25 protein-coding genes are annotated in these 20,591 nt (G+C 68.0%); 13 read left to right on the top strand and 12 right to left on the bottom strand.

Features of this window, described 5'->3' with window-relative positions; all coding sequences use genetic code 11:
• Positions 1 to 109: 109 nt before the first annotated feature.
• The 3 genes from C8250_RS15595 to C8250_RS15585 all read left to right on the top strand — a co-directional run bounded on the left by C8250_RS15595 (position 110) and on the right by C8250_RS15585 (position 3,240).
• On the top strand, positions 110 to 592 hold the full coding sequence (locus tag C8250_RS15595; RefSeq protein ID WP_138356388.1) for an NUDIX domain-containing protein: 483 nt from the start codon (positions 110 to 112) through the stop codon (positions 590 to 592).
• A complete protein-coding gene (locus tag C8250_RS15590) occupies positions 589 to 2,565 on the top strand; it encodes an ABC transporter ATP-binding protein (RefSeq protein WP_244809154.1) in 1,977 nt (658 codons plus the stop codon). The genes C8250_RS15595 and C8250_RS15590 overlap by 4 nt, the downstream gene beginning before the upstream one ends.
• Before the next feature lie 231 nt (positions 2,566 to 2,796).
• Entirely contained in the window at positions 2,797 to 3,240 is a 444-nt protein-coding gene (locus C8250_RS15585) for an NUDIX domain-containing protein (RefSeq protein WP_138356389.1), read from the top strand.
• A 157-nt stretch (positions 3,241 to 3,397) separates the two neighbouring features.
• On the opposite strand, the gene C8250_RS15580 is transcribed toward C8250_RS15585, so the two are convergent.
• The 4 genes from C8250_RS15580 to C8250_RS15565 all read right to left on the bottom strand — a co-directional run bounded on the left by C8250_RS15580 (position 3,398) and on the right by C8250_RS15565 (position 6,815).
• Positions 3,398 to 4,036, bottom strand: a complete 639-nt coding sequence (locus C8250_RS15580; protein WP_138356390.1) for a phosphoesterase PA-phosphatase — start codon at positions 4,034 to 4,036, stop codon at positions 3,398 to 3,400.
• Positions 4,033 to 5,289 (bottom strand): MAB_1171c family putative transporter, encoded by a 1,257-nt coding sequence (locus C8250_RS15575; RefSeq protein ID WP_138356391.1) that lies wholly within the window; start codon positions 5,287 to 5,289, stop codon positions 4,033 to 4,035. The genes C8250_RS15580 and C8250_RS15575 overlap by 4 nt, the downstream gene beginning before the upstream one ends.
• Complete coding sequence (locus C8250_RS15570) at positions 5,286 to 5,810, bottom strand: ParH-like protein (protein WP_138356392.1); 525 nt, start codon at positions 5,808 to 5,810, stop codon at positions 5,286 to 5,288. The genes C8250_RS15575 and C8250_RS15570 overlap by 4 nt, the downstream gene beginning before the upstream one ends.
• A gap of 552 nt (positions 5,811 to 6,362) precedes the next feature.
• The gene (locus C8250_RS15565) at positions 6,363 to 6,815 is read right to left on the bottom strand and encodes a helix-turn-helix domain-containing protein (protein ID WP_138356393.1); all 453 of its coding nucleotides are present in this window, start codon (positions 6,813 to 6,815) and stop codon (positions 6,363 to 6,365) included.
• 513 nt (positions 6,816 to 7,328) lie between these two features.
• Here C8250_RS15565 and C8250_RS15560 point away from each other — a divergent pair.
• From C8250_RS15560 to C8250_RS15520, 9 genes are all read left to right on the top strand, one after another.
• Positions 7,329 to 7,562 carry a transcriptional regulator gene (locus tag C8250_RS15560; RefSeq protein WP_343241790.1) on the top strand — a complete coding sequence of 78 codons (234 nt, stop codon included), beginning with the start codon at positions 7,329 to 7,331 and terminating at the stop codon, positions 7,560 to 7,562.
• Position 7,563: 1 nt separating this feature from the next.
• Entirely contained in the window at positions 7,564 to 8,583 is a 1,020-nt protein-coding gene (locus tag C8250_RS15555; RefSeq protein ID WP_138356395.1) for a hypothetical protein, read from the top strand.
• Positions 8,583 to 9,275, top strand: a complete 693-nt coding sequence (locus tag C8250_RS15550; protein WP_138356396.1) for an ATP-binding protein — start codon at positions 8,583 to 8,585, stop codon at positions 9,273 to 9,275. The genes C8250_RS15555 and C8250_RS15550 overlap by 1 nt, the downstream gene beginning before the upstream one ends.
• A gap of 127 nt (positions 9,276 to 9,402) precedes the next feature.
• Positions 9,403 to 9,969 carry a WhiB family transcriptional regulator gene (locus tag C8250_RS15545; RefSeq protein WP_138356397.1) on the top strand — a complete coding sequence of 189 codons (567 nt, stop codon included), beginning with the start codon at positions 9,403 to 9,405 and terminating at the stop codon, positions 9,967 to 9,969.
• Positions 9,966 to 11,015 (top strand): DUF2637 domain-containing protein, encoded by a 1,050-nt coding sequence (locus tag C8250_RS15540; protein WP_138356398.1) that lies wholly within the window; start codon positions 9,966 to 9,968, stop codon positions 11,013 to 11,015. Before C8250_RS15545 ends, C8250_RS15540 begins: the two co-directional genes overlap by 4 nt.
• 104 nt (positions 11,016 to 11,119) lie before the next feature.
• Positions 11,120 to 11,344 carry a hypothetical protein gene (locus C8250_RS15535; protein WP_138356399.1) on the top strand — a complete coding sequence of 75 codons (225 nt, stop codon included), beginning with the start codon at positions 11,120 to 11,122 and terminating at the stop codon, positions 11,342 to 11,344.
• 179 nt (positions 11,345 to 11,523) lie between these two features.
• A complete protein-coding gene (locus C8250_RS15530) occupies positions 11,524 to 11,955 on the top strand; it encodes a MobC family plasmid mobilization relaxosome protein (protein ID WP_244809152.1) in 432 nt (143 codons plus the stop codon).
• Positions 11,952 to 13,706, top strand: coding sequence for a mobilization protein (locus C8250_RS15525; RefSeq protein ID WP_138356401.1), 1,755 nt, complete (start codon positions 11,952 to 11,954; stop codon positions 13,704 to 13,706). The genes C8250_RS15530 and C8250_RS15525 overlap by 4 nt, the downstream gene beginning before the upstream one ends.
• A gap of 668 nt (positions 13,707 to 14,374) precedes the next feature.
• Entirely contained in the window at positions 14,375 to 15,499 is a 1,125-nt protein-coding gene (locus tag C8250_RS15520) for a hypothetical protein (protein ID WP_138356403.1), read from the top strand.
• 262 nt (positions 15,500 to 15,761) lie between these two features.
• Here C8250_RS15520 and C8250_RS15515 read toward each other — a convergent pair whose 3' ends face one another.
• From C8250_RS15515 to C8250_RS15495, 5 genes are all read right to left on the bottom strand, one after another.
• Positions 15,762 to 15,992 (bottom strand): hypothetical protein, encoded by a 231-nt coding sequence (locus C8250_RS15515; protein ID WP_138356404.1) that lies wholly within the window; start codon positions 15,990 to 15,992, stop codon positions 15,762 to 15,764.
• 389 nt (positions 15,993 to 16,381) lie between these two features.
• Positions 16,382 to 16,711, bottom strand: a complete 330-nt coding sequence (locus C8250_RS15510; protein ID WP_138356405.1) for an esterase — start codon at positions 16,709 to 16,711, stop codon at positions 16,382 to 16,384.
• 88 nt (positions 16,712 to 16,799) lie between these two features.
• The gene (locus tag C8250_RS15505) at positions 16,800 to 17,012 is read right to left on the bottom strand and encodes a hypothetical protein (RefSeq protein WP_138356406.1); all 213 of its coding nucleotides are present in this window, start codon (positions 17,010 to 17,012) and stop codon (positions 16,800 to 16,802) included.
• 43 nt (positions 17,013 to 17,055) lie between these two features.
• Complete coding sequence (locus C8250_RS15500; protein ID WP_138356407.1) at positions 17,056 to 17,319, bottom strand: hypothetical protein; 264 nt, start codon at positions 17,317 to 17,319, stop codon at positions 17,056 to 17,058.
• 15 nt (positions 17,320 to 17,334) lie between these two features.
• Complete coding sequence (locus tag C8250_RS15495) at positions 17,335 to 17,682, bottom strand: DUF317 domain-containing protein (RefSeq protein WP_138356408.1); 348 nt, start codon at positions 17,680 to 17,682, stop codon at positions 17,335 to 17,337.
• A gap of 209 nt (positions 17,683 to 17,891) precedes the next feature.
• Here C8250_RS15495 and C8250_RS15490 point away from each other — a divergent pair, with 209 nt between their 5' ends.
• Positions 17,892 to 18,164 (top strand): hypothetical protein, encoded by a 273-nt coding sequence (locus tag C8250_RS15490; RefSeq protein ID WP_138356409.1) that lies wholly within the window; start codon positions 17,892 to 17,894, stop codon positions 18,162 to 18,164.
• Positions 18,165 to 18,168: 4 nt separating this feature from the next.
• On the opposite strand, the gene C8250_RS15485 is transcribed toward C8250_RS15490, so the two are convergent.
• From C8250_RS15485 to C8250_RS15475, 3 genes are read right to left on the bottom strand one after another with little or no spacing between them, the layout of a single operon-like run.
• Positions 18,169 to 18,657, bottom strand: coding sequence for a hypothetical protein (locus C8250_RS15485; RefSeq protein WP_138356410.1), 489 nt, complete (start codon positions 18,655 to 18,657; stop codon positions 18,169 to 18,171).
• Positions 18,658 to 18,690: 33 nt separating this feature from the next.
• Positions 18,691 to 19,554 (bottom strand): DUF317 domain-containing protein, encoded by an 864-nt coding sequence (locus C8250_RS15480; RefSeq protein WP_138356411.1) that lies wholly within the window; start codon positions 19,552 to 19,554, stop codon positions 18,691 to 18,693.
• A 22-nt stretch (positions 19,555 to 19,576) separates the two neighbouring features.
• Positions 19,577 to 20,434 carry a DUF317 domain-containing protein gene (locus C8250_RS15475; protein WP_138356412.1) on the bottom strand — a complete coding sequence of 286 codons (858 nt, stop codon included), beginning with the start codon at positions 20,432 to 20,434 and terminating at the stop codon, positions 19,577 to 19,579.
• Between the last annotated feature and the right edge of the window lie 157 nt (positions 20,435 to 20,591).

The following is a 20,591-nucleotide window of genomic DNA, read 5'->3' as shown; positions in this document are numbered from 1 at the left end:
GGATTTACGTCAAAGATCGAACATCAGATCGGCACGTGACCCCTTAGGGGGCGTTACGTGCCGCTGAAGGGCTCGTTTTTAGAGCACTCGTCCGAAATCAGGAGGCGTCGTGCACCCCCTTGTGAAAGCCGTCGGCATCCACTTGCTGTTCGAAAATGACGGCCAGGTGCTGCTGGGCAGGCGATTGAACACCTCGTATGCGCAAGGCGCCTATCACGTTCCAGCGGGGCATCTGGAGCCCGGCGAGTCGGTGACAGCGGGGGCGGCCCGGGAGGCATACGAGGAAGCCGGGGTGGTCATCGACGCCGAGTCCGGCCTTGACCTGGCGCACGTGGTCCACCAGCTCGACGGGGACGACGGCCGTGACCGACTGCAGATGTTCTTCCGGGTCCTCGCCCATACCGGGGTGATCGCTACGAAGGAGCCGGACAAGTGCGCCGGCTGGGAGTGGCACCCACTCGACGCCTTGCCCGAGCCGCTGGTCGACTACACCCGCACCGCGCTCGAGGCAGTCCGCGCCGGCCGAACCTTCACCGCGATCGGCTGGGACACCGCCCCGGCAGCCAGGCGACAGGCCGGGGGCCGGGTGTGAAGCTCTTTCACCGCTCCAAGACCTCCTCTCACGTGCCGCACTCGGCCACCGAGCAGCTTCTGTTCGGCGGCCGGTTACGGGGCGACTGGGGGTGGACCACCCACGAGGGTGCCAGGTTGAACGTGACGTTCCTCTCGGTGCTCCGGCAACTGCCGCGCATGATCGGGCAGACCGCCGCGATGGCGTGGGCGGTCGACCGCGTCGCGCTGGTTGCCGTCGTCGTCGCGCAACTCGGCCAGGGTGCCGCAGGCGCTTTCGGGCTGCTGGCCGCCAACCGAGTCCTGCTGGGGCTGTTCGCCGGAGGCCCGACCGGTGACAAGGTGCGCGCCGCGTTCCCCTCGCTGCTGTGGATGGCGACGGCCAGCGCGCTGGCTGCGGTGCTGCAAGCCGTCGCCCAGGCGGCCGGTGGGCGCTTGGAGCCGAAGGTCGAGCGGCACGCCGCGGTCAGCATGCTCGCGCGGATCATCCGGGTGGAGATGGAGACCATCGAAGACCCGGAATTCCACGCGCTGGTCGACTCCGGGCAGCACGGCACGATGGCCGCGCGCCGTCTGATCACCCACAGCCTGGGCATCGGTGAGGGGGTGATGGCGTTGGCCGCCTCCGGTGGTGTCCTGGCAGTGCTGCATCCGATCTTGGTGCCCTTGCTGCTGGCCGTGGTGCTCCCCAAAGCGTGGGGGACCATTCGTGCGGCCCGCCGCGACTACGCCTCCGTGCAGGTCTGGATCGAGCACGTCCGCCAGCAGATGACGCTACGACGCCTGATGATCTCCCAGACCGCTTCGCCGGAAATGCGCGTGCACGCTGCCGGGCCCTTCCTCCTGGACCAGTACAAGACGATGTCCATGGAGGGTGAGGAGGAACAGACACGCCTGGCCCGGGAAGCGGCCGGCACCGAACTGCTGACCTCCGCGATCTCCGGGCTCACCTCCGCTGTGACGTACTTGGTCCTGGCCTGGCTGCTCACCAGCGGCCACATGCCGCTGGCCTCGGCAGCAACCGCCGTCCTGGCCATCCGCAACGGCACCAGCGGCCTGCGCCGCCTGGTCACCAACGTCCACCAGCTCTACGAACAAGCGCTGTTCTTCAACGATCTGGTGCGCGCCCGGGAGGAGGCGGCCCGACGGGCCATCCCCACGGGCGGCATCCCTGTCACCGCCAGTCCGGAGCTCGTCGAGTTCGACGGCGTGACCTTCACCTACCCCGGCCGCGAGACCCCCGCGCTGGACGACGTGAGCCTGACCATCCATCGCGGCCAAGTCATCGCCCTCGTAGGGGAGAACGGCTCGGGCAAGACCACCTTGGCCAAGGCGCTGGTCGGGCTCTACCGACCGACCAAGGGCCGCATCTTGTTCGACGGCATCAGCACCCAGGAGCTGGACCGCGACCAGCTCTTCGACCGGTGCGCGCTGGTCCTGCAAGACTTCATGCGCTGGCCGTTCACCCTGGCCGCCAACGTCTTCATCGGCCGCCCCACCGCACGCCAGGATGCCACCCGCCGCGAGGACGCCGCCGCGTACGCCGACCTCGGCGTGGTCCTGGAAGACCTGCCGCGCGGCTGGGACACCCTCATCGAACGCGGCTACCACGGTGGCGTGGAGATCTCCGGAGGCCAATGGCAGCGCGTAGCCCTGGCTCGTGCCTTCTTCCGACGCGCCGACCTGCTGATCTGCGACGAACCAACCAGCGCCCTGGATCCTGCCGCCGAGGTCGCCGCCTTCGAGCAGATCCGCAACCTCGCCGCCGACGGACAGACCATCATCCTCATCACGCACCGGCTGAACTCGGTGATCGGCGCCGACCGAATCTATGTCCTGGACCACGGCCGCCTCGCCGAAGCCGGCACCTTCACCTCGCTCATGGCCGAAGACAGCGACGGGCCCGGACTCTTCCGGCGCATGTTTCTTCTCCAAGCACGCCAATACCAAACGGACAGCAGCATGGCGTCAAGACTTCCCCGGCAGGCCCCGTGATGCGGTCCACGCGGCAGGGTTCCAACCGGCATCCGACCCCGCCGCACCCCGCCGGGAAATCGACCTCTACGGCGAAGCAGCCCAGACCCTCAAGGCCAGAAACGTGAACGTGTTGGTTCTCGACACCACCCACGTCACCCCATCGGACGTCGCGTCCACAATCGCCGACGCGGTGCCCGATCCCTCGATACCGTCGTCAATCTCACCGAACCCCACAACCCCCTAGGGACCATGAATCCGGCACCCGCACAACCCGTCATCGACACTCACGTCATCCTCCGTGACGGCGACAAGCTGCTGTTCTCCCAGCGCGGCGGCCCCTACGGCTACGGTCGATGGCACATGCCGTCGGGCAAGCTCGACCGGGGCGAATCCCTGAGCGCCGGGGCCACGCGTGAGCTGCTGGAAGAAACCGGTGTCTCGGTCGAACCGCATCACCTTCGCATGGTCCATGTCGTGCACCACCAGCAAAGCGACGACGTGGAGCGAATCGGGTTCTTCTTCGTGGCTACCGAGTGGAGCGGCGAGCCCGTCAACCGGGAACCGGCAAAGTGCCTCGGCCTGGAGTGGTTCAGCGTCCACGAACTGCCCGAAGACATTATCGAATACCCGAAGGAAGGTCTCCTCGGCTACCTGAAGGACGACGGAAGCCTGACAGAGCACGGCTGGGCGTAGCTATACCGCCGGCGCCGAGTGGCCACGATCGCGACGACTTGACGATCCGGGACACCGCCAGATCGAGTGAGCCCCCGAATCCCCACTCTACGACGCGATGATTGTGCGCCCCTGACCGGAGTTACCGCTGACGACAGATTCCGAGCCCGGCGGCCTGTCAGGCAAGGAGCGCAAGCGCCACGGCGCTAACGGCTGCGCCGACCAGGACTCCGGTCACTGCTTGCCCCAGCGTATGGGCGCGCAGGTGGGTGCGTGTCCACACGGTGAGCGGGGCGATGGGCGCGAATGCGGCCAGCATGAACGGACCGCCTACCAGGGCGGCCACGACCACCGTTGTGGTGGCAACGGAGGTGTGTACGGAGATCTTCCACCACCGCGTGATCAGGGTAAGCACGGCGAGCTGAATCGCCAGCCATGCGAAGAGAGCGCAGAGAGCGCGGGGAGCCCCGGACAGGGAGAGAGTGCCGAGGCCGAGCAGGAGAGAGGCGAGGATGGCGATCATGGGGAGGATACGGTGCTCACGCTGGGGCACGTGGTGGTCGAGCCATGAGCCTTTGCGCATGCCGTAGATGAGGAAGAACATCGGCACCGCACTCCCGAAGGTGACTGCGAGCAGCCACCAGCCCAGTGTGCTGGCGCCTGGCCAGGGCTGCCACAGGACGAGGGTCGATTGCACCAGGACCTGGACCAAGGGAGCGAAGACCTCGCTCAGGACAGTGGCCAGGCGAAGTCCGAGTGGCCCGGCGGTGCGTTGCGGCTGGCCGGCAGTGCAAGGCGGGCTGGTCGTCGTGGTCACCGCTGCTTCTCCATCGCCTTGGACGCCGCCGTAAGAGGTCGGTGCGGAACGGGAGCTGCGGCCTCGGCAGGAGGATGGTTGAAGGCGCGGGCGACCTGAACGAACCAGGCCAGCTCACCCACGTGGTCGCTCCCACCGATGGGCGCCTGTTGTTCGAGTAGATCGTCAGTCGAAGCGCTCTCCGTGACCTGGCCCACTGCGGTGAGAGCAGCGCGGAGCATTGCCGCTTCAGCGGCGGCCTGCTGTTGTTCGCCAGTGGCGCCCGCGTTGGCTGCGAGGCTGCGTGCGCCGTCCGCGATATCGGAGACCAGGTGTTCGCGCAGTGCATGGCGGCCGTCTCGGATTTCGATCACGAGCCGGTACAGGCGGTAGTGCAGCCTGTTCAGGCGCCAGCGGGCAATTTTGGGATGCTTCGGCGGGTCCAGAGCGATGTCGGGCATAGCCTCGTAGACGGCGAGCCACAGTGGGAAGAGCTGGTGATAGGCGCGAAGGTGCCCGAACCAGCGTGCTGTGGCAGATAGCCGGGGGCCAAGGGCCGGCAGGACGAGTCCAAGGGAGACTAGGGCACCGCCGACGGCCGCAAAGGCCGAGGAGGAGTCGGCCAAGAGGTCGAGGCGGATATCGACGTTGCGGCAGGCAACGTAGATGCCTTTCGTGACGCAGTACCCGAGGGTGATGGCGGCGCCGACCGCAGTGAGGTGCAGGCCACGGACGAGCCAGGGGCGCCCCGCAACTTTCGCGAAGCGCCAGCAGAGCCGGGCGATTTCGGCGAGTCCTATGCCAACGGCTGTTACGTATAGCAACAGGTACTCGGCGATGAAGGGCGTAGTTGCGTAGGTCTCGGCGAAGTGCTCGGCGGTGCTGTCATGGACTGGCGCCAGAGTCAGCAGCACGACCATGGCCAGGAGCACGACAACGCCGGCGATGACGCGGCGACGCGCTCTTGGGAGGGCTATCTCGGGAGGGTCGTTCCACATGATCAGCATGCGCTGCACGCAGACGCTGAAGGCGATCAGCGAACCGTGGACGACCAATTTGCCGAGATTGTCCAGTCCGAGGGCTGTGCTGACGGGAAGGTAGATGGCGGGGGTGGCCGCTACGAATCCGAGAGCCGCGCAGGCCAGGGTCGCGCAGAGCGAGCGCAAGACCGGGTTGTCGGGGGCCTTGCGCAGGTCGAGCAGTTTGTAGGCAAGGGCTGCCGAGCTGACGAGGGCAGCGACAGGGTAGGCGATGTCGTGAACGTCAGTGATCATTTGGCCCTGCGGTGGTTGGGGCTTTGGAGGGTGTTTTCGAGGCGGCGGATGACGTCAGCCGCCTCGGGTGGAACGATGCCCTGCGGTTCCGGCGACCGGAGGCTGACTTGCGTGAGGATCACCGAGGCGAAGGTCTCGGCTTCGTTCTCCTCGGTGTCTGAATAGCGTGTGCGTCCCAGAACACGTTGGACCAGTTCCGGCTTGAGACTGGGCATGAGGGTGCGCGCCACGTCCGTGCTCAGGGGCTGCCCCACGCCGTGGTCGTGGAGGAGATGGCCCAACTCATGGAGCAAGATGTGGTCCTGGTGCGCTGGGCTCGTCGCCTGCTCGTACAGCATGTAGTCCGCTGAGCCAGTCGAGATCCAAAGACCGCAAGGGCTCCCCGGCGGCAACTGCCGTGAGAGCAGATGGATGGGACGTCCACGCTGCCTGCTGATCCGCTGGAACATCTCGTGGACATCGAATGGATCCGGTATCTCAGGGATGCGGAGCCTCTTCGGAAACTTCGAGCCTTGCTTCATGCCGTCACCGTCGTGCTCATAGCGTTCTCACGCGCCGAACCTGAATGCGGCGAACCCTCGCCGCCCTGGCTGCTGTTCTGGCCGATCCCGGCTAACGGGTATTTAGCAACCGGCTATTGGTCGGTGTGCCGGCTGCCAGCGGGCACGGGACGGTCGGTCCGGCCTTAGATCCTCCGGCGGATGTTGAATGCGACACGGGTCCCCTAGGTTCCAACGAGCGAAGTTCTGCCGGGTCGTTCACCGGCGAACATGGAACGGAGTATGCCAGAAGCATAACGGAAGGCGCACTTCTAATTACTTAGAGTAATCGGCGGTGCCTGTCAACTCTGCTGATCCGTTTGGGAGTTGCGATCATCCAGTATTCAATCAAAGGTGAATCGGTGCGTGATCTCCGTCACGCCCAGCCAATTTTCGCCTGAAGCCTCGTCGTCCTCGGATACTCGAGGGGCTCGGGCCCTGCGGGTGCTGTCCCCGCTGCCGAGTTTGGGGTGTCGCTATCGGCGCGGGATTCCCCGTGCGCGACACTTCCATTGCCACGCCTGGACACGGCCTCTAGGGCTGGTGGCGTTCGTCTTCAATGGCGTTGTCGGGAAGTCCCTCGATCTGGCGAACGTGATCAATGATGCCCTTGATCTGGCGCAGACCTTGTGGCGACAGTCCCGAGACGCGAAGTGCGACCGACTTCACGTCGGCGTCGCGCATCGCGGTCAGGAGATCGAGCTCCGCATTGCTCGTAGCTTCGACGTCGTCGTCGAAGAAGTAGGCCGGCGGCACGCCGAAGAAATCAGCAAGAGCCTTGACTGTTGCCATCGTTGGGTTCTTCTTGGCGCCGGTGCGCAGCTGTTGGATAGCGCTCGCGGATAGCCCCTTACTGTCCCCTGTTGATGCTCGCTGGATCGCCTCGGCGACTTCTCCGTTTGCGTACGGGCCGCGCGATGCCGGGTGGACCGTTCTGAACAGATGGTCCAGCTTCTGCGCGACGGTGCGCCGCCGTCCATCCGCCATGCCTACCTCCGTGTCGTGTGGCCGAGCCTAACACTTCAGTGTGACGGGGGCGTCCGGATCGCCAGTGCGTGCGCACTGCAGTTGACGGCGCTTGGACACTCTGGTGTACGTTGATCCACATTCGCAGACACGAAAGTGTTAATTGCCTGGTCAGGGTATGCGGATTGATCTGGACTCGAAGCCTGCGTCCTCGTATGGTTCTGGTCCCCGCGCAAGCAGATCACCGGCCGCCGAACGGGCCAGGAAGGGAGGGCGAGGCGCTCACGCAGGCCATGACGGCTGCCGGGGCGAGGGAGTCCGGCGCCCGGGAGCTACCAACTCCTGGACGCCGGGCCGACATCCCGAAGGACACCGATTCACACCTCACGCGGGCGCCTGGACTTTTTGCACGAGGACAGCCGCACCGCGCTCCTACAAGCAACGGAGTATCGCATGCCTGCCGTGCCAGACGGAATCCCTGCCTGCCCCCGGACCACTGATCGCCAGCGTCGCCTGGCGCTACAGCTCGCCGACATGATCCCGGGAGCGGCCTTCATCCGCGTGAACCTCCGCGACCCGCAGATGGCCTGGCCACAGGCCCACGCCCAGGCGTGCGACGAAGGCGGACGGCCGATGGAACTCAGCCGCACGATGGCCAAGGTCGCAGCCCGGTGGGTCCTGCGGGTGTGGCCAGACGCGGACTGGGACATCCCGCACACCCTCGATCTGGCCACTGCCTCGCTGAGCACCGCAGGGCGGGGCCGCTGACATGGCGCGTATCCGGACCGTCAAACCCGACCTGTTCACCAACGAGAAGTGCGCCGAGTGCTCCGTCGCCGCAGTGCTGACCTTCATCGGCCTGTTCACCCAGGCCGATGACCACGGCCGCCACCGAGACAACGCCGCGATCATCGCCGGAGTCCTATGGCCACTGCGCGCCGAACGCACAGCAGTTCACGTCGAGGACGATCTCCAGCAGCTCGCCGATGCCGGGCTCATCTGCCGGTACACCGGCTGCGACGGCAAGCGCTACCTGCACATCGTCGGCTGGTTCGAGCACCAGAAGATCGACAAGCCAAGCCAGTCCCGTTTCCCTGCCTGCACTGACCACCACGCCGCCGATCGCTGCGGCCCCTGCCAGCGCGCCTGTACCAAGACCGTCGAGCAGTCGCTGACCCCTCCTCGAAGCTTCGTGGAGCCTTCGGAGAGCCTTCCCCGAACCCTCGATCTGCCCGCTCCGCCTGCACCGACGCCTGCGGTCACCAGCAGCGGGCTCCCTGCAGCCCAGCACGACAGTCCTCCAGACGCCGCCGCTAGCCCTCGCCACATCAATCAGAAAGCCGCAGGTCAGAGCGCATTCAGGGAAGCCTCTCCGAAGCCTCCCCGAATCGTCCGCGAACCCTCGACGCCTGGATCTAGGATCTTGGATCCTGGATCTTTCTTCCCTACGGGGCGCACAGCGCCCGACGCCAGCGTCTCGGCTGGCGACCTGGTCGGCGAATATGTCGCCGCGTGCCAGGAGCGACCGCCAGGCGACGTGATCGGACACCTCGGGCGGATCGCCAAGAAGCTCCTCGGCGAGGGCATCGCCCCGGAGCACATCCGCGCCGGGCTGAAGCGCTTCGGCGAGATCCAGGGCCACCCCAGCCGCCTGCCGAGCCTGGTCAACGACTCGATGAACCCCGGGGCGGCTGGTTTGGCGCGACCGGGATTCCGGCCTAACGTGCCCGCTCACACCGCGTGGACCAACCCGGTCGACGCTGCCGCCGCCTACGCCGAGGAGCTGTGATGCGCGACCGCGACCCCCAGCCCGTCGGCCAGAACACCTTCGACCGGCTCCTGCGGATCCTGGCCGCCCGGGGCATCGATCCGGCCGCCGCACCCGCCGAGGAACCCGCGCCGTACTCGGCCCTGGACGCCCTGTCGGCGGGGATGCCGCCGCGCTACCGGGGCGCGGAGGCCGACCACTCCCAGGTCCTGGCCTGGGCCCGGGACGTTGCCAGGCAGGCCATCGCGCCGAGCACAGGAGCCAGGCGCCAGGTAGCCACCGGGCCGAGCCTGCTGATGGCTGGGGTGGTGGGTGCGGGCAAGACGCACCAGGCGTACGGGGCGGTGCGCCACCTGGTCGAGGCCGGCATCGGGGTGCGCTGGCGCGCGACCACCGCCGCCGACCTGTACGCCGATCTCCGCCCTCGGGCCGGGGTGGACAGCGAGCGGGAGCTGGCGGCCGTCAGCCGGTGCCCGCTGCTGATCATCGACGACCTCGGCGCGGCGAAAGCCAGTGACTGGACCGAGGAGATCACCTACCGGCTGATTAACCGCCGGTACAACCACCTGCTGCCGACGCTGATCACCACCAACCTGCGCATCGGCGACCTGCGCGCCTATCTCGGCGACCGGGTCACCTCCCGGCTTGCGCAGATGACCACCCGGGTCGAGTTCGAGCCGGTCGACCGCAGACGCCAACGCCCTGCAGCCTGACCTGCCGCAGGCTGCCCTGCCCTGCCCTGCCGGGCCGCGCCCCCAGCGCGCCGCCCCGCCATCTCCCGACCCACGCACCCCTCCGCCGACGCCCCTGCGCGCGGAGAGCGATCGGAGCCAAGCCCGCATGACCAACACGATGATCAGCCCTGCCCACCACCGCTCGCTCGGCGACCAACGCTGGCAGGACGAAGCTGTCTGCCAGAACACCGAGTACAACCCGGTGGACCCTGAACTCTTCTTCCCCGAACCCGACGAGACCGACAAGATCATCACCGCCAAGGCCCTGTGCGGGCAGTGCCCGGTCCGCCGCACCTGCTTGGACGCCGCGCTCGAAGGCGGCGACATCGACGGCATCCGGGGCGGGCTGACCGAGGAAGAGCGCAAGCCGCAGCACGACAAGCTAGCCGAACGCCTCGACTACAGCCGAGTCAACGCCACCGTCGCCGGACGCGACATCCACCTCACCAAGGCCGAGCGCCGCGCAGTGATCCGCGCCGCCTACCGCCACGGGCTCACCGAACAGCGCCTGGCCTGGCTCCTGAAGATCAGCGAGGACCACGCCCAGAGGCTGTACCGCGAGGCCCGCCGCGCCCTGCGCAATCGCGACCTGGCGCAGGCCACGAAGACCACGCCGCCCCCAGAGAACGACGGCGTGCAGCTGGGCCGCGACGACTTCGGCACGGCAGCGTGAACTTCGCGAACGCGCCGCATACGGCGCACATCACCGGGTGGGACCGCGCGGTCGTCATCGCCCTCGGCGGTGCGGGATGCGCCCTGTCCTACGATGCCCTGCAGCAGATGGCCGTCGCCATCCACGTCCGCGGTTTCCTCACCTACCTCTTCCCCCTCGTGATCGACGGCTTCATCGCCTACGGCATCCGCGCCCTGTTGGTCCTGCGCGACGCGCCCCTTCGCGCCCGGCTCTACGTGTGGACACTCTTCGGCACAGCCACCGCCGCCAGTATCTGGGCCAACGCCCTGCACGCCGTCCGGCTCAACGAAGAGAACACCTCGGCCACCGGACTGCGGCTCGGCGACACGGTCGTGGCGGTGCTGTCCACCATTGCCCCGCTCGCCCTGGCCGGAGCGGTACACCTCTACATCCTCATCGCCCGAGGGCCGGTCAAAGAAAGTGACCGAAGTGACCAGGATGACGCCGGTCAGCCCGAGCGCATCGCGGTCACTCGAACCGACCGGACCGGTCAACCGCAGTCCCAGCCCGGTCAGGTCAGCGCCACCGTGCCGGTCAGCGCCCTGACCGACCGCCCTCGCCTGTCCATGGACACGAGCCACTCGGACACCCGGTCACTGACCGGGGGAAGTGACCGGCGAGACAGCACTCGCCCGGACAGCGGGCACGCCGCAAGGGAGCCAAAGGCCGCTGACCTGGCCGGACAGCCGGACAGTATTGCGGCGGTCAGTGACCGACCGGTCGGCACCGACCCGGTCACCGGTCACCGGGTCAGCCCCCCGCCAGTGACCGACCGGCCGGTCACAGCGCCGCCGGTCACTGACCCGGGTACACAGCTGACCGGTGACCGGCGGCCTGACCCGGACACCGAGGAGCTGCTGGCTATCGCCCGGTCAGCGGTCAGGGCCGAGGACAAGCTGACCCGCAAGGTGGTTGCCCAGGCGATCCGAGGCCAGCAGATTCCGCTGTCCAGCGACACGCTGACCGCCCTGATGGTCCAGCTCCGCGAGCAGCACGGACAGCCGGTCACCTCCTCCCGGAACTGACCGCGCAGCACAGGGCCGGGTGACCGCGCCGAACGCCTCGGCTCGGTCACCCGACCCCGGACACGCGCACCACCACCTCCCGAGACGAACCGGAGAGCACTGCCATGCGCACGAAACCCGCAACCCTGGCCGAGGTGGACTCCTGGCTGACCGTGCTGCAGCGGCGCGGTCACCTCCACCACGCCGTAGCCATGGCGGACGGCAGCTGGAGCGTGCAACGACGCCAGCACAGCCGCCCCTGGACCCTGCACCACCCGGTCCTGGCCATGGACTGGATCGAGGACGTCCTTCGCGACGAACACCAGCAGGACACGGAGTCGAGCCGATGACCAGCAACGATCCGGCAGCCACCACACCCGAACCAGTGCGTGACCTCAAGACGGCTCCTGGCGGAGCAAGTTGTGGGGTAAGGGATCCTTACCCCGCCCGCGCCCCCAAGGGAGCGCGGGCTTCCCGTTCGGCGGCAGACCCAGGGGGGCCTGCCGCCGAACGGGAAGTCGGCCCAGGGGTGCCGACGACACAGGGGAACGACACGACGCCAACCGCCGCCGCGACAGTCGCGCCGCGCCGCCGTCGACTGCGTCAGAGTGCGCCGCGCCTGAACCGCGTCTGCCCACGCTTCAGCGACAGCGAATGGACTGCCGTCCGAGCCGCCGCCGAAGCCACCGACCTCGAACCCGGTGGCTACGCCGCCGCCGCGGTCCTGGCTACCGCCGCCAGCAACAACCCCACCGCCGCCATCGCCGACTACCGGCGCGGGGTCCAGGAACTCATGGAGTCCAACCGCCAGCTCGCCGCCACTGGCAATAATCTGAACCAGATCGCGCACTACCTCAACGCCGGCGGTCAACCCGCCGCCGACCTCCAGCAGCTTCTGCACCGTGTCGACCACGCGATCACGACCGTGGACGAAGCGGTGACCTGGCTGGTCCGCCGGTGATTCCCAAGATCCGCCTCGGCACCGGTGGCACTTACGGCCTGATCCGCTATCTGTTCGGACGAGGCGAACACAACGAGCACACGGACCAGCACGTCGTTGCTTCCTGGAACGACTACGCGCCCGACCCCGGCCGCAATCCCCACCACACCATCGCCCAGCTGGCAGGCCAGCTCGATCAACCGGTCAAGGCCCTCGGTGACCGGGCACCCGCCACTACGTTCTGGCACTGCTCGGTACGCGCCGCCCCCGGCGACCGCCACCTCAATGACGCCGACTGGGCGGCCATCGCCCGACGTATGGTCCAGGCCACCGGTATCGCCCCCATCGGCGACAGCACCGCCTGCCGCTGGGTCGCCGTCCGGCATGCCGAGGACCACATCCACATCGCCGCAACCCTCGTCCGCCAGGACGGCCGCCGCGCAGACCTGAAGTTCGACAGACGCAAAGTGCAGGCCGAGGCCCGCCTTATAGAAAAGGAGTACGGGCTGCGGCAGCTCAACCCGGGGGACGGCACCGCCGCGAAGCGGCCCACCAGTCAGGAGCGTTTCAAGGCCGAGCGCATGGGCCGTAACGAGACTCCCCGCGAGACCCTGCGCGAAGGAGTCCGCCAAGCGGTCGCCGGAGCAGCCACTGAAGAAGAATTCTTCATCCGGCTCCGCGAGGGCGGCCTACGCGTGAAGCTTCGCCATGCTCCCTCGGGTGATGTGCTCGGCTACACCGTGGCGCTGCCGGGCGATCGCAATCGCGACCGCGAGCCGGTCTGGTTCGCGGGCTCCACCCTGGCTCCAGACCTGTCCCTGCCCCGTATCCGCCGCCGCCTCGCCAGCGGAACCCTCGACGACGATGCGGTGCCCGAGGCAGGCGCTGGTCGGCCGGATTGGTCACCGCCCGCCCGGGGACGACGCACCGCCACGGGGATAGCCGAGCGTGCCGCGATCGTCTTGGATGGTGGGGACGACGAAGCCGCAGTTCAGCTCGTCGGTGTCGGTGAACTCCTCGACGCGGTTGCCCAGACCTCTCCGGCGGCTACGCGAGCCGAACTGTCGGCTGCTGCCCGCTCCTTCGAACGCGCCACCCGCAGCCACGTCCGCGCCGAGAACGCCGACACCCGCGCGATGCGCTCGGCGGCGCGGGGCATCATCCAGGCCGGCAGCGCACTCGGCCGAGGCGAAGACGGCGGCACCACCGCCATGCTCCTTTCAACCCTCGTCCTGGTCGCCCTCGCAGCCGCCCGCTGGCACTCCGCCCACGGCCACGCCCAGCAAGCAGCCGCCTCCCGACAGACCGCCGAACACCTACGAGCCGCCTACCGCCAAGCAGCCACCGCACCGATGCAGGCCCTGCGCGACCACGGCCGGGCCCTGCCAGGGGGCGAACGCCGCAAGCACCAAGCCACCATCCGCGCAGCCCTCCCCGCACCAGCAGGCGGTGCCGACACCGAAGCGGCCCAGGACGCATTGGTCGCCACCCTCGCCCAAGCCGAACAAGCAGGCCACGATCCCAAGGCGCTGCTCCAGCAAGCCATCGGTCAGCGCGAACTCGACACCGCAGACGACGTGAACGACGTCCTGGTCTGGCGTCTGCGCCGCCTCGCCCAGCTCCCCGCCCATCCCGGCGCAATTGCCCGCAACCCGCGGATTGCTTCCGGTCGTAACCAGTCTGCGCCCGGCCGGTCCGAAGGGCGCATCGCTCCTCCGGCAGCTCCGCGGACTTCAGGAACGGACCCGAACAATCGGCCACTGCGCCGGTGACCCAGGTAGCCCGACAGGCTCAAGCCGCAGCCTGTCGGGCTAGCCGAAACCCATGGACAGCCGATCTCACCAGCTGTTACGGATGAGGAGAATGACCTTGAACGGGAGATGACGCGCATGCCCAGAACAACCGACCGACGTGTCGAGCCGGACTGCGCTGCGCTTCCGGCCTGCCCAGCCGACAGTGATCCGCTGTTGCAGTTGCAGTACGAGGCACAGCCGCCCAGCGGACCGGGGGCCGTCCGGTGCGCCGGCTATTCGCGTGAACTGGCGATGCGGGGCATCCCCGTTGTCTGTAGGGCCTGTAGGGCACGCCGGGACTGGCTCCTGATCAATCAGAGCCGCCACGTCTGGGTTCGATGCCGCTGCAGCAACCAGTGGCTTGAGCCCGAGATTACCCGTGCCGACTTCGACGCCATGCTCACCGGGCCGCACTTGACGAGTTACCCCAGCCTCGAAGAGGCGATGGTGGCCCTCGGATTCGACGGCGCATTCTCCGGCGCATACCTCGAATAACTGGCGGTGTTGCATCGGATCCAACATTTGGCGTGGCCGACACAGGTTGCCGATCTGCGGTTCTCTGATGGGATCGACTCCGAGGCGGACCCCTCACCATGGCGGACCGATAGCCTTGTGATCCCTCGCATCGCCGGAGATTCAGGACCGATATGACCGCAGAGAAGCAGGCCGCCCTCGGACCGGGCAGTGACCCGTTGTCCCCCGCGGCCCTCCCGGTCTCGTCCGCGCCTGCAACGGCCGAGTCGGCGCCCGCTCGTGGGCTGGGCCGCCGGGTCGAGGCCGATTCGGCTGCGGAGGCCAGCGTTCGGGAGGTGCGCGAGCCGGCGAAGCTCGCGTACACGCCCATCGAAAACGGCGTCGACTATCTCTTGAGTGTCACCGATCATCTGGCGGACGAGCCAAGTCCTCGTGACCTGAAGTACGCCATCGTCCACCTCCACTCGGCCACCGAAGTGCTATTGAAGGCGCGGCTGCAGCGTGAACATTGGTCGTTCGTCTTCGAAAAGCCGGAGGGCGCGAAGCGGGCCGTCTTCGAGAAGGGCGACTTCAAAAGCTGTGGTCCGCTCGATGCTCACGACCGCTTGACGAACCTCGCCGGGCTCGCGCTGCCAAAGAAGAGCGCGGCCGATCTGGAGCAGCTGGGCCGCTGGCGAAACGCCCTCCAGCACTACGGGCTGACCGTCCACGCTCCGGCGGTGGAGAAGCTGGCGGCCAACGTCCTCGACTTCCTTCTGACGTTCATCTCCGAGCACCTGCGGCCTTCGCTTCCGCCTAGGGAGCGTGAAGCCCTGGACAGGGAGATGGCCGACGTCAAGGCCGGACTGACCTCCATCAAACGCCTCCTGGAGATCCGCTGGAAGCGGATCGAGGCGGAGCTGGAGCCCGCACGGAGCGAAACGGTCCGATGCCCGCAGTGCCTGAAGGACGCCCTCGTCTTCGACGGTGAGCCACAGTGCCGGTTCTGCGAGACCGTCTGGAACGACGGTGGGGACGCAGCCCGGCTCTACATCGAGAACGTGCAGGACATCAGCCTGCACGTGCACTTCAAGGACGGCGGCGACGACCTGGTCACCGTGTGCCCGGAGTGCGATCAGAACGCCCTCGTGGCAGAGGTTGATACAGCAGCCGGCGAAACGGTCCCACACCTGTGCTTCCAGTGCGGCACCCAGTTTGGCCACCTCGGCACGTGCGACCGTTGCGGCACTCCGGTTAACGAGGTGGATGGCTTCTCGCTGTGCAGCGACTGCAGCAACTCGTACTTCGACCACCTTTGAGCCGTCCCCGGCGGCAGACACAAGCCTCGCAGAAGGTGCGGCTCACCGCGCCGCTGACGCAACGGCACCCCGCCGTGCTCCGCCCGGGAGAACGGCTGGCTGGCACCGGCACGCTGGCCGCCGGACCAATACGACGCTCTCGGAATAAGTACTCTCCGCCGGTATGAGGCAGGGGACGTAGCTCCCAGCCCCACAGGCTCCGGGCGCATCGCGAACTGAAGAGGAGCGCCACCTGCACATCGGTGGCGCTTCTCGCTATGCGTCAGCCGCGCTGGCTGCGCTTGGGGAGATCTCCGCGGAAGTCGCAGCCGGGGCACTCATCCTCGCCCTGAATGTGGCCCTCGTACCAGCCATGAACAGCCGCGTGGAGGACGGCCTCGCGCCAATTGGCCTCGCCGTTCTCGACCGAGGCGATGGCGTTGGCTACGAGCACGCGCAGTACGGCCTCGTCGGGGGAAGGAAACGGTGGGGACGGCATCGGCGAATTGGTCATGGATCGAGCCTAGGGGCAGCGCGATTCGGCGGGCAGCAGGACGCCGTACGGGCCCATTATCTGGAGGCGTGGAGGTCGCTGTGGAAACCGGCCGAGGGGCGTCCAGTTGTGCAGGCTGGCAGGTCTCCATCTGGGGCGGTCCGGCACGGTGGTGTCGTCGGCTTCGGCTAGGCTGCCCCGGCTCTTGCGGCTGTGGGCAGCTTGAACGCTGATCCCAGGTGCGCGGCGATCTCCGGGTAACCCCATAAGCGCTGGCCGTCGGCCCGGGTCTCCTCCAGGTGCGGATGGTGATGAGCGCACGCAGCCGCCTGCTCGGCGGGCATGCGGCAAGGCCGCCCCTGCCGAACACCTGAATCCAGGATCGGTGTGGGGCGGCCTTTTGCGGGGCGTCAGCGGTCGGCGAGATGGTTGGACAGGTCGATGGCAGAGGTGGCGATGGCGAGGGCGGCACACAGGCCCGCCACCTCGTAGAGGGTGGGGCGGATCAGGCGGGGCCAGTCGTCGGGTGCGGAGGGCCAGCAGGCGAGGTGGACCTCGGTGGTGGCCAGGCCCAGGCGGGCGGTGATGTTCCAGCCGGTGCGGGACGCGGGCTCCCAGTACAGGCGGATGCGGCCGAGGGGGAGTCGGGGAGCGGGGGCCGGGAGCCAGCAGACATCGAGTGGTCCATCAGGGCGGTCGGAGATGCGCTGGACGAGCGCGCCTCCTGCACTGTCCGGCATGGGCCGCAGCGCGACGCTGTGCAGGGGGAGGGTTGCGGAAGATCGGGAGCGGTTCGGAATGCAGGGCCTCCGGGTGGGTGGGGTGAGGTCAGGTCCAGGCGAGGGCATCGCGGACGGTCGAGGGCAGGTAGTCCTCTTGGCCGTCCTCGGCTATGAACGCGACGCCGTCGCGGACGATGACTTCGGTGCCGAGGTAGTGGGTGAAGGGCCAATCGGGGTTGACGGCGAGGCGGACCAGCAGGGCGGGGTCGAGGTCCTGGAGCTGGCGGAGCAGATGGCCGACGGTCAGGTACTGGGGCACAGGAACCTCCGGTGAAGGGGGGAAAGGGTTTCGGGGTGGGGCGTCAGGGTGTGTCGAGGCGGAGGAGATCGCGGAGTACTTTCGGACCCGCCTTGGGGTGGGTGGCCAGGTGCCGCCTGCGGGATTCGTTGACGTACCCCTTACCGGCGTCCTTCATCTGCCAGTTGCCGCAGGAGCAGATGGCTTGCGTGTTGGCGCGGCCGGGGCAGCCGAGGTGGAGCGGCTTTCCGGAGGTGGTGTGCTTGTGCTCGGCTGGGCAGAGAGAGCCGTCGGCGTGGTGGCTGGTGAGCGGGGCGCGATGCTGCACGGGCGTCTCCTTCGGTCAGAGGGCGGCGTGGGCGATGAGGGCGGCGAGGAACGCGGCGACGCATTCGGAGGGCGTGGTCGAGCTGAACTCCTGGACCCAGGGGTCGCCGTCGGTGGCCAGGACCTGGATCTGCCAGATAACGCCGCGCTCCCATGCGGCGCGGTCTTCGGGAAGCCAGGCGACGTAGACCCGGGTGTCCAGGCTGGTGCAGTACACGTTGCCGTCCGGGGCGCGGACGACGGTCCAGCCGAGTCCTTCGAGCAGGTCGAGAACGGCGTCGGCGCAGCCGTCGCTGGACAGCCATGCACGGCCTTCGGCGGCAGAAGGTACGACGGCGGGCAGGAGGGTTCTGGTGGCGTTCACGAGTGGATGACCCCTTCGTTGACCTGCGGTTTTTCCCAACACCCGTACGTTGGCATGCGGTGTGCCGAAGTACGTACTCCATTGCCGGGGGCGGGTGTCTGCCGTGGGCGAACTGCCCGCCGGAGGCCGGGAGAAGGGAATGGATCGGTGCGGCCGGTTGTCGTTATGGAGCTGCGGCGTAGGACCGTAGAAAGCTAAAGGGGGCAGGCGTGAGGGAACCGGGCAGACACTGGGACGGGGCCGCGCTGGAGCGCAAGATCCGCAGCACCGGGCGGGCGTGGACGGTCGGGGACATCGCGATGGTGTGCGACGGCCAGTGGGCGGTGCGCACTACGGCAGTCGCTGATGCCGGGCCTGATGGAGACACGGCGGTGGAGATCCGGGCGGCGGATGGTCGGCGTGTGGAGATGACGGTGGAGGAGCTGGCTCGTGCGGCGGGCTCGCGGGTTCTGGATCCCCGATGTGACGAGGACAGCGCCTGACCAGCTATCGGTGAGGTACAGCCGGGGCGACGGGTGGTGGGCCGGCAACGGCTGACGGGGCTTCGTGCGCGGGGGGTTGGCTCAAGGCGTGCGGTGCGTGCGTGGAGCGGGCGACGGCGGCCTGGGCCAGCCGGGCCGCCGGTGCTCGGTCCGCGGTCTCGACGGATTCTCGGGCGTCGATCACATGGCTGATCGCCTGCAGGCCGGTGCGGCATTCGGCTTGGGCGACCCGCAGGTCCACCGCCGAGCTGGTGATCCGCCCCAGGTCGTAGAAGGCCGGCACCTGACCGGGCCGGGTGAGGGCATGCAGTCGGTCCTGCTGGACGGCGACGGCGTTGTCCGAGATGACGAGCGACGAGCGGATGCGCATCACCGCGCGCAAGAGCGGATCCTGCACGGGGCGATGCACGGCGAGGGATTCCAACTCGGCGATGGGGTGGTCCCAAGCTTTCTCGATCACCGCGTCGGCCTGGTCGAGGGCAGTGGCGGACATGGCTAGCTGCTCCAGAGGTAGGGGAAAGTGTGGTCAGCGGCGGTGCCCCGGACGCGAGCCCGAGGGAGTGCTGGGTACGTAGAAAGCGGGGCTAGCGGCGCGCGCGCCGGCAGTTGGGGGAGCTGTGGTGGAGCGGGCGTTGGCGGCTTGGGCGCGTCGGACGTCCAAAGGAGTCGGCACCGGAGGCTTGATCGCCGTCGCGGTGGCCTGAGGGGGAAGACAGCGCAGATCGTCTCCGTAGCGGATGACCGGGGCGGGGTCGGTCAGCGCGGTATTCATCGCGGCCACCAGACCCTCTGGGGTGAAAGAGGAGGCGGTGGCGTACCACTGGGTGGCGCCGCGCGGACCAACCAAGGTGAGCCACCGCTCTTGGTGACCGGTCATCTCGGCTGTGTGGTCGAGTTGGCTGCGGCGTAGGTGCACCTCGGCCAAGCCGTCCGGGGAGCGGAAGGAGACGTCGGTCGTGCCGAAATGGTGGCTCCAGCCTGCCGCTGCCAGAGGTGTGCCGACATCGAGCGCGGCCAGCGTGCTGTTGCCGTAGTAGAGGTAGGCGTCGGGCCCCTCGGTGTAGGCGGCGGCGAGGGCGGTGGTGAACCCGGCGACGATCTCGGTCGGGGTGCTGTCCTGGTAGGTGACCAACCAGCGCGGCATCGCGAAGGGATCGGAGAACGCCGTGATCTTCCACAGGGCGTCATCATCGCCTTCGGGCAGGTAACTCAGGCGGACGGTTTGGTCCGGGGCGTTGACATACACGTTGCCCAGATCATCGTGATTCAGCTTCCAACCCAGGTCGAGCAGGGGCCGCAGGGCGGGATCACCAGTGAACGTCGATCCGGCGAGGTAGCGGGGGGTGATGTGGTACTCGCGCCACCGCTCGGAGTCCTGCTGATCGGACATGACATCTCCGTAAAGGACGTGGTCAGTGGCGGCGTGACGGTGCGGGCAGGGGCAGACTCGCGGCGGCGGCCGATGCTGAGAGATCGGCCGTACGGGGCCCTGAGGCGTTCGGGGTGCGAGCTAGGGCGGCTGACCGGCGCGGGTCGGGTTCCTCGTCGACGGGTTGGACATCGACGTACGGCAGGTGCCGTTCGGGGATCTCACCCCTGGTGCGTTCGACCGGTTCTGCGCTGGTGAGGGCGACTACGGCTGCCCGCACCAGGTGTAGGGGGGTGGCGCTGGTGAAGCTGGCCTGCCAGCTCTCAGGGTTTGCCTGGTCGAGGCCGCCGTACATCGCCCACTGGGCAGGTTCGGCTCCTTCGAGCTCGGCGTATGCGTCGAGGTGGTTCTTGCGCAGGACGAACGCCGCGTGTTCGTCCGGAGAGTGCTGGTACAGGTGCCGGGGGGTGTCTGTGGTCTCCCATCCACGGACGGCCAGCACGCGGGCGGGGCTGTTCGGGGACTGGTAGTGGGTGCCGCCGGACAGGAAGTCCCTATGACGACTGGGCAGTCCCTTGGCGAGGGCGGTAGCGAAGGCGGCAGTGATCTCGGCTGGGGTATTGCGGCTGAAGGTTGCTGACCAGAGCGGCATGCCGAACGGCTCGCGGTACTCCACGGCCTTCCATCCGCCATAGCTGCCCTCGGGTAGGCGGGCTAGCTGGGCGTGCTGGCGTGGGCTGGTGAACATTCGGCCGCTGTCGGTGGCTGCTGTGGCCCAACGGTGCTCGGACAAGGTGTCGTAGATCTGGGCGGTGTTCCCGGGACCGGCGAGGTAGACGGGGCAGGCCCGCAGAACGTTGTCGGGCGCGAGACCGCCCGGAACGGACGCGGCTGTGGACATGGGGAACAACTCCTGGAGGAGGCGGTGGGGAGCGGGCCCGCGCGTCGTCGTCAGCGCGCGGGCCCGGAGAGGACGGGGGAGGGGGTGCGGATCTGTCCTGGGTAGCCATGCCGCTCACCGGCCGCGAGCGGGGTCGAGGTGGGCGGTGATCGCAGCC

The organism is Streptomyces sp. So13.3 (assembly GCF_005860785.2).
Classification (GTDB): domain Bacteria; phylum Actinomycetota; class Actinomycetes; order Streptomycetales; family Streptomycetaceae; genus Actinacidiphila; species Actinacidiphila fildesensis.
Note: the sequence above shows the minus strand (reverse complement) of the source record. Positions and strands in the feature narration are given on the sequence as shown.

Bases quoted from the DNA above. Each gene is read 5' to 3' on its own strand.
- C8250_RS15585 (WP_138356389.1), top strand. From the start codon at position 2,797: ATGAATCCGGCACCCGCACAACCCGTCATCGACACTCACGTCATCCTC.
- C8250_RS15575 (WP_138356391.1), bottom strand. From the start codon at position 5,289: ATGATCACTGACGTTCACGACATCGCCTACCCTGTCGCTGCCCTCGTC.
- C8250_RS15570 (WP_138356392.1), bottom strand. From the start codon at position 5,810: ATGAAGCAAGGCTCGAAGTTTCCGAAGAGGCTCCGCATCCCTGAGATA.
- C8250_RS15565 (WP_138356393.1), bottom strand. From the start codon at position 6,815: ATGGCGGATGGACGGCGGCGCACCGTCGCGCAGAAGCTGGACCATCTG.
- C8250_RS15560 (WP_343241790.1), top strand. From the start codon at position 7,329: ATGATCCCGGGAGCGGCCTTCATCCGCGTGAACCTCCGCGACCCGCAG.
- C8250_RS15555 (WP_138356395.1), top strand. From the start codon at position 7,564: ATGGCGCGTATCCGGACCGTCAAACCCGACCTGTTCACCAACGAGAAG.
- C8250_RS15550 (WP_138356396.1), top strand. From the start codon at position 8,583: ATGCGCGACCGCGACCCCCAGCCCGTCGGCCAGAACACCTTCGACCGG.
- C8250_RS15545 (WP_138356397.1), top strand. From the start codon at position 9,403: ATGACCAACACGATGATCAGCCCTGCCCACCACCGCTCGCTCGGCGAC.
- C8250_RS15535 (WP_138356399.1), top strand. From the start codon at position 11,120: ATGCGCACGAAACCCGCAACCCTGGCCGAGGTGGACTCCTGGCTGACC.
- C8250_RS15520 (WP_138356403.1), top strand. From the start codon at position 14,375: ATGACCGCAGAGAAGCAGGCCGCCCTCGGACCGGGCAGTGACCCGTTG.
- C8250_RS15515 (WP_138356404.1), bottom strand. From the start codon at position 15,992: ATGACCAATTCGCCGATGCCGTCCCCACCGTTTCCTTCCCCCGACGAG.
- C8250_RS15510 (WP_138356405.1), bottom strand. From the start codon at position 16,711: ATGCCGGACAGTGCAGGAGGCGCGCTCGTCCAGCGCATCTCCGACCGC.
- C8250_RS15485 (WP_138356410.1), bottom strand. From the start codon at position 18,657: ATGTCCGCCACTGCCCTCGACCAGGCCGACGCGGTGATCGAGAAAGCT.
- C8250_RS15480 (WP_138356411.1), bottom strand. From the start codon at position 19,554: ATGTCCGATCAGCAGGACTCCGAGCGGTGGCGCGAGTACCACATCACC.
- C8250_RS15475 (WP_138356412.1), bottom strand. From the start codon at position 20,434: ATGTCCACAGCCGCGTCCGTTCCGGGCGGTCTCGCGCCCGACAACGTT.